This is a genomic window from Dietzia sp. DQ12-76 (genome assembly GCF_014145045.1).
GTDB lineage: Bacteria > Actinomycetota > Actinomycetes > Mycobacteriales > Mycobacteriaceae > Dietzia.
The window spans coordinates 1-5,588 of sequence record NZ_JAALDV010000160.1 but is presented as its reverse complement, the minus strand read 5'-3'; the positions used below and the strand labels follow the sequence as shown (position 1 = coordinate 5,588).

Sequence of the window (5,588 nt, the reverse complement as noted above, 5' to 3'; positions counted from 1 at the left end):
CCGCCCTCGTCGTCGTCGCCCCCGACGCCCCCGGGGTCACCCTGACCCCGACCCTCGGGTCGCTCGGCGTGCCGGAGTACGCGATGCGGTTCGAGGCGACACCGGTCGACGACGACGACGTGCTCCGCGGCTCGGGTGACGGATCGGTCCTCGACGAGTTCCGACGGCTCGTCCTGGCGGCGTGCATCGCCCACGGTGACGGCCTGGTCTCCGGCGCGTTGGACATGACCGCCGACTACCTCAAGCAGCGTGTGCAGTTCGGCAAGCCGCTCGGCTCGTTCCAGGCGGTCCAGCAGGAGCTGGCCGACGTCTACATCATCTCGCGCACGCTGCACGTGATCTCACAGTCGGTGACCTGGCGGGTCTCGGAGGGGCTCACCGGCCCGGCGGACCGCTACGCCACCGATCCCGCGATCGGTGCCTACTGGCTGGCCACCGAGGGGCCGCGAGCGGTGCAGATGCTGCACCACCTGCACGGCGGGGTCGGGGTGGACATCACCTACCCCATGTTCCGGTACTCGTCGGCGGTGAAGGACCTGGCCCGCTTCGTCGGCGGCGCGCAGTACCACTTGGACGACCTCGCGTCGGCGGTGGCGTCCGACCCCGTCGAGCACGTGGCACCCGCCTCGACCGACGCCGACGCCGGGGCGACCCCGGAGGGCACCTTCATCGACCTCACCTCAGACCAGCGGGCGCTGCAGGCCGAGCTCCGGGAGTACTTCTCCACGCTCATCTCGCCCGAGGAGGCGGCGGACATCGCCACCACGCGCCACGGCGACACCTACGCGAAGATCATCGAGCGGATGGGCCGGGACGGGTGGCTGGGCGTGGGGTGGCCCACCGAGTTCGGCGGTAAGGGTTTCGGCCACATCGAGCAGTTGATCTTCACCAACGAGGCCACCCGCGCCGACGTGCCGTTGCCGTCGGTCACGCTGCAGACCGTGGGCCCGACCCTGCAGAAGTACGGTACCGAGGCGCAGAAGGAGAAGTTCCTCCCCGGCATCCTCGACGGCTCGATCCACTTCGCCATCGGCTACTCCGAGCCCGACGCCGGCACCGACCTCGCCGCGCTGCGGACCACCGCCAGGCGCGACGAGGCGACCGGCGACTGGATCATCAACGGGCAGAAGATGTGGACCACCGGCGGCCATCACGCCGACTACATCTGGCTGGCCGCCCGCACCGGGGCCCCGGACTCCCGGCACCGCGGTCTGACCATCTTCATCGTCGACACCACCGACCCCGGGTTCTCGTACACCCCGATCATCACCTGCGACGGCGCCCACCACGTCAACGCCACCTACTACTCGGACGTGCGCGTCCCGGCGGACATGGTCGTGGGCGAGGTCGACGGTGGATGGAAGATGCTCACCACCCAGCTCAACCACGAGCGCGTGATGCTGGCGCCGTCCGGCCGACCGGGCGGGTACTACGACGAGCTGGTCGGCTGGGCCCGCGGCACCGGGGCCGACGGGGTCCGGCACCTGGACCGGCCGGAGGTCCGTCGCGGGCTCGCCGAGATCTTCGCGTTCGTCCGGCTCAACGAACTGCTCAACTGGCAGGTCTCCTCCGCCGGGGAGAACCCGTCGATGGGCGACTCGGCCGCGTCCAAGGTGTTCTCCACCGAGAGGATCCAACACGTCGGTCGGATCATCGAAGAACTACTGGGCCGCTTCGGCGACCCCACCGATCCCGACACCGCGAAGCTCCAGCGGTGGTTCGACATGATGAACAAGCGCAACGTCGTGATCACCTTCGGGGGAGGCGTCAACGAGGTCATGCGCGAACTGACCTGCATGGGCGGCCTCGGCATGCCCCGCACCGCCCGCTGACGGCGACCCGATCCGGCCACGTCCACCACCGAACGAGAAGGACATCCATGAGTGACGAGCAGGCGGACCGCATCCTCGCCGCCGCCGACGAGGTGCGCCGGTCCGGGGGCAGCGCCCCCAGGACGGGCCGAGATCCCGTCAATCTGCCGATGATCCGCAACTGGACCGAGGCGATCGGTGACGTCAACCCGATCTACACCGACGAGGCCGCAGCGGGGGCGGCCGGCCACGGTGGCCTCGTGGCCCCGCCGGCGATGGCGCAGGTGTGGACCATGCGTGGTCTGGGGAAGGCTCGGGAGGCCGACGACCCGCTGGGGCGGATGACCGACATCCTCGACGCCGAGGGCTTCACCTCGGTGGTGGCCACCAACTGCGACTCGACCTACCACCGGTACATCCGCCCCGGCGAGGAGGTCACCATCTCCTCGGTGCTCACCGACGTCGTGGGACCCAAGACCACGGGCCTGGGGGAGGGCTGGTTCTTCACCACCCGCAACTACTGGCGGGTCGGCGACGAGCTCGTGGCGGAGATGGACTTCCGGATCCTCAAGTTCCGCCCCGCCGCCCGTCAGGCCGAGCCGGCTACCAAGCCCGCCGCCAAGCCCGCCGCCGAGTCCGCCGGCATCGTCTCGAGCTCCGGGGCCCCTACGGACGACCTGGTGGTGGGAAAGGTCATGCGCCCGTCCGTCTCGCAGGACACGCGCTTCTTCTGGGACGGCGTCCGCGCCCACGAACTGCGCATCCAGACACTCGAGGACGGCTCGCTGCAGCACCCGCCCGTCCCGGCGCTGTGGAAGGACAGGTCCGAGCAGACCGACTACGTCGTGGCCTCCGGTCGCGGCACCGTGTACAGCTTCGTCACCCACCACGCCCCACGCGTCCCGGGACGCACCCGGTTCCCGTTCGTCATCGCCCTCGTGGAGCTGGAGGAGGGGGTGCGGATGCTCGGTGAGTTGCGCGAGGTGGACCCGGCCGAGGTGACGATCGGGATGCCGGTCGAGGTCGAGTTCCTCGACATGCCGGGCGACCCCGGCGAGGACGCCGCCTTCGGGACCGAGCCGTGGACCCTGTACGCCTGGCGGCCGGTCGCCGACCGCCAGGCCACCGAGCACGCGAGCACCGAGCGGGAGGAGTCGAAGTGAGTGATCGAGTGATCTGCCCGGCCGAGCCGCCCGCGGTGGCGGTGGGGGACCGACTGCCCGAGTTGACCGTCGAGGGCACCCCGACGTTCATCGTGGCCTCCGCTCTGGCGACCCGGGATTTCCAGGACGTGCACCACGACCGCGACCTCGCTCACGCCAAGGGCTCCGAGGACATCTTCGTCAACATCCTCACGGACACGGGTCTGGTGCAGCGGTTCGTCACCGACTGGGCGGGTCAGCGCGCCCGGATCACGTCGATCAGGCTGCGCCTCGGAGTGCCCTGGTACGCGTACGACACGCTCACCCTGGCCGGTGAGGTCACCGGGGTCGACGCCGACGGGCTGGTCACTCTGAAGATCGTCGGCACGGACTCGTTGGGCGCGCACGTCACCTCGACGGCGACCCTCTACATGAACGGAGATCCACAGTGAGCACCCTCGCGGCCGAGTCACTCGCCAACCGGGCCGCGATCGTCGGCATCGGTGCCACCGACTTCTCCAAGGACTCGGGCCGCTCCGAGCTGCGTCTGGCCGCCGAGGCCGTGCGCGCGGCCGTGGCGGACGCGGGACTGCAGCCGTCGGACGTGGACGGCCTGGTGTCCTTCACGATGGACACCAACACGGAGATCGCGGTGGCGCGGGCCGCCGGCATCGGCAGCCTGAACTTCTTCTCCCGGATCCACTACGGCGGCGGCGCGGCGTGCGCCACGGTGCAGCAGGCCGCGATGGCCGTGGCGACCGGGGTGGCCGAGGTGGTGGTCTGCTACCGCGCGTTCAACGAACGGTCGGGGATGCGGTTCGGCCAGGTCAACTCGGCCCTGGTGCAGCAGGTCAACTCGTCCGGGACGGACAACGCGTTCTCCTACCCGCACGGGCTGTCGACCCCGGCCGGGTTCGTGGCGATGGTCGCCCGGCGGTACATGCACGACTACGGGGCCACGAGCGAGGACTTCGGCCGGATCGCGGTGGTGGACCGCACGCACGCGGCCGTCAACCCGAACGCGTTCTTCTACGACAAGCCGATCACGCTCGCGGATCACCAGAGCTCGCGCTACATCGCCGAGCCACTGCACCTGTTGGACTGCTGCCAGGAGTCCGACGGCGGCCAGGCGATCGTCGTGACCACCCCCGAACGCGCCCGGGACCTGCCGCACCGGCCGGTGTCGATCGCGGCGGCCGCCTCGGGTTCGGGGCCCGATCAATACATCATGACCTCGTACTACCGCCCGGAGCTCGCCGGGCTGCCGGAGATGGGGATCGTCGGCGATCAGCTGTGGTCCCAGTCCGGACTCCGTCCGCAGGACATGGACATGGCGGTGCTGTACGACCACTTCACGCCGTACGTCCTCATGCAGCTCGAGGAGCTCGGCTTCTGCGGCCGAGGAGAGGCCAAGGACTTCGTCCGTGAACCGGGCGCGCTCGAGGTGGGCGGGCGGCTGCCGCTCAACACCCACGGCGGGCAGCTCGGCGAGGCCTACATCCACGGCATGAACGGCATCGCGGAGGGCGTGCGTCAGCTGCGGGGCGACTCGGTGAACCAGGTGCCGGGTGCGGAGAAGCTGGTCGTCACCGCGGGCACCGGGGTGCCGACGTCGGGCCTGGTGCTCACGGTCTGACCGACGGTATGGCGGTGCGGCTGACCGCGGGGCCGACCGACGGCCCGACCTCGGGGCTCAGCCGCGCAGGCACCCGCGGATGAACGACCCGATGTCGCGCACCGCGAGCTTGGCCTCGGGGACGAGGGGGTGGAACACCTGGAACACGTGGAACTGGTGGGGCCAGAGCTGGAACTCGTGCCGGACCCCGTGTTCGGCGAACCGCTCGGCGAGCTTCTCGATCCCCCCGCAGAAGATCTCCTCGCCCCCGCACTGGATGAGGAACGGCGGCCAGTCCGGGGACGGGACGTGATTGATCGGCGAGATGGCGGGATCGTCCGGGTCCACCCCCGGGGCGTACTGGCGTCGGCACAGCTCGGCCAGGCCGAGGGCGAGGAACGGGTCCTTGCGGGTGCGGTCGCGGGCGGTCATGTCCGTGAAGTCCAGATCCACCCACGGTGAGAGCAGGACGACCCCCGCCGGCATCGCGGCCTTCTCCGCGCCGAGGGCGGCCACGAGTTGCAGGGCGAGGTTGCCGCCGGCGGAATCCCCGGCCACCACGATGTCCTGCGCCCGGAAGCCCATGCTCAGCAGCCACTCCCAGCCCGCGAGGGTGTCCTCGGTGGCCGCGGGGTGCGGGTGCTCGGGCGCGAGCCGGTAGTCGGGCAGGAAGACCGGCACGCCGGTCTCGCTGGCCATCCGCGAGGCGAGGGCCTTGTGCGACCAAGGGGATCCGAAGGTGAAGCCACCGCCGTGGATATGGAAGATCACCTTGTCCGAGTGGAAGAACCGCTTGCGACCCACCCACAACCCGGGCACGGGACCGTCCGAGGACCAGTCGTTGGTGGTCTCGAGAGCGGCCGCCCGGCCGGCTCCGGAGGTCAGCGCGCGAAGTCGACCGAGGGACGCGTCGGTCGCCGGCATCTTGTCCAGGGCGGGGCGGACGAACATCCTCAGGCCGCCGGCGAGTCCGCGGGAGCGGAGGGTCCCCTGCTCGCCGGGGCCCGTCAGCGTCGGCGT

Annotated in this window: 5 protein-coding genes and 1 pseudogene; 5 read left to right on the top strand and 1 reads right to left on the bottom strand. The window is 70.6% G+C overall.

Annotation, left to right across the window (positions count from 1 at the left end):
• Positions 1–83: 83 nt before the first annotated feature.
• From G6019_RS17700 to G6019_RS06670, 5 genes and pseudogenes are all read left to right on the top strand, one after another.
• Positions 84–530: pseudogene (locus G6019_RS17700) on the top strand (acyl-CoA dehydrogenase family protein); the annotation flags it as partial.
• Positions 531–614: 84 nt separating this feature from the next.
• Positions 615–1,832, top strand: a complete 1,218-nt coding sequence (locus G6019_RS06685; RefSeq protein ID WP_182613442.1) for an acyl-CoA dehydrogenase family protein — start codon at positions 615–617, stop codon at positions 1,830–1,832.
• A gap of 47 nt (positions 1,833–1,879) precedes the next feature.
• Entirely contained in the window at positions 1,880–2,974 is a 1,095-nt protein-coding gene (locus G6019_RS06680) for a bifunctional MaoC family dehydratase N-terminal/OB-fold nucleic acid binding domain-containing protein (RefSeq protein WP_107755716.1), read from the top strand.
• Positions 2,971–3,405 (top strand): MaoC family dehydratase, encoded by a 435-nt coding sequence (locus G6019_RS06675; RefSeq protein WP_107755717.1) that lies wholly within the window; start codon positions 2,971–2,973, stop codon positions 3,403–3,405. Before G6019_RS06680 ends, G6019_RS06675 begins: the two co-directional genes overlap by 4 nt.
• Positions 3,402–4,589: a lipid-transfer protein gene (locus G6019_RS06670; RefSeq protein WP_107755718.1), complete on the top strand. Its 1,188-nt coding sequence runs from the start codon at positions 3,402–3,404 to the stop codon at positions 4,587–4,589. Before G6019_RS06675 ends, G6019_RS06670 begins: the two co-directional genes overlap by 4 nt.
• A gap of 57 nt (positions 4,590–4,646) precedes the next feature.
• Here the strand turns inward: G6019_RS06670 and G6019_RS06665 are convergent.
• Positions 4,647–5,588, bottom strand: a 942-nt coding sequence (locus G6019_RS06665) for an alpha/beta hydrolase (RefSeq protein WP_182627253.1), incomplete at its 5' end; no start/stop codon positions are given.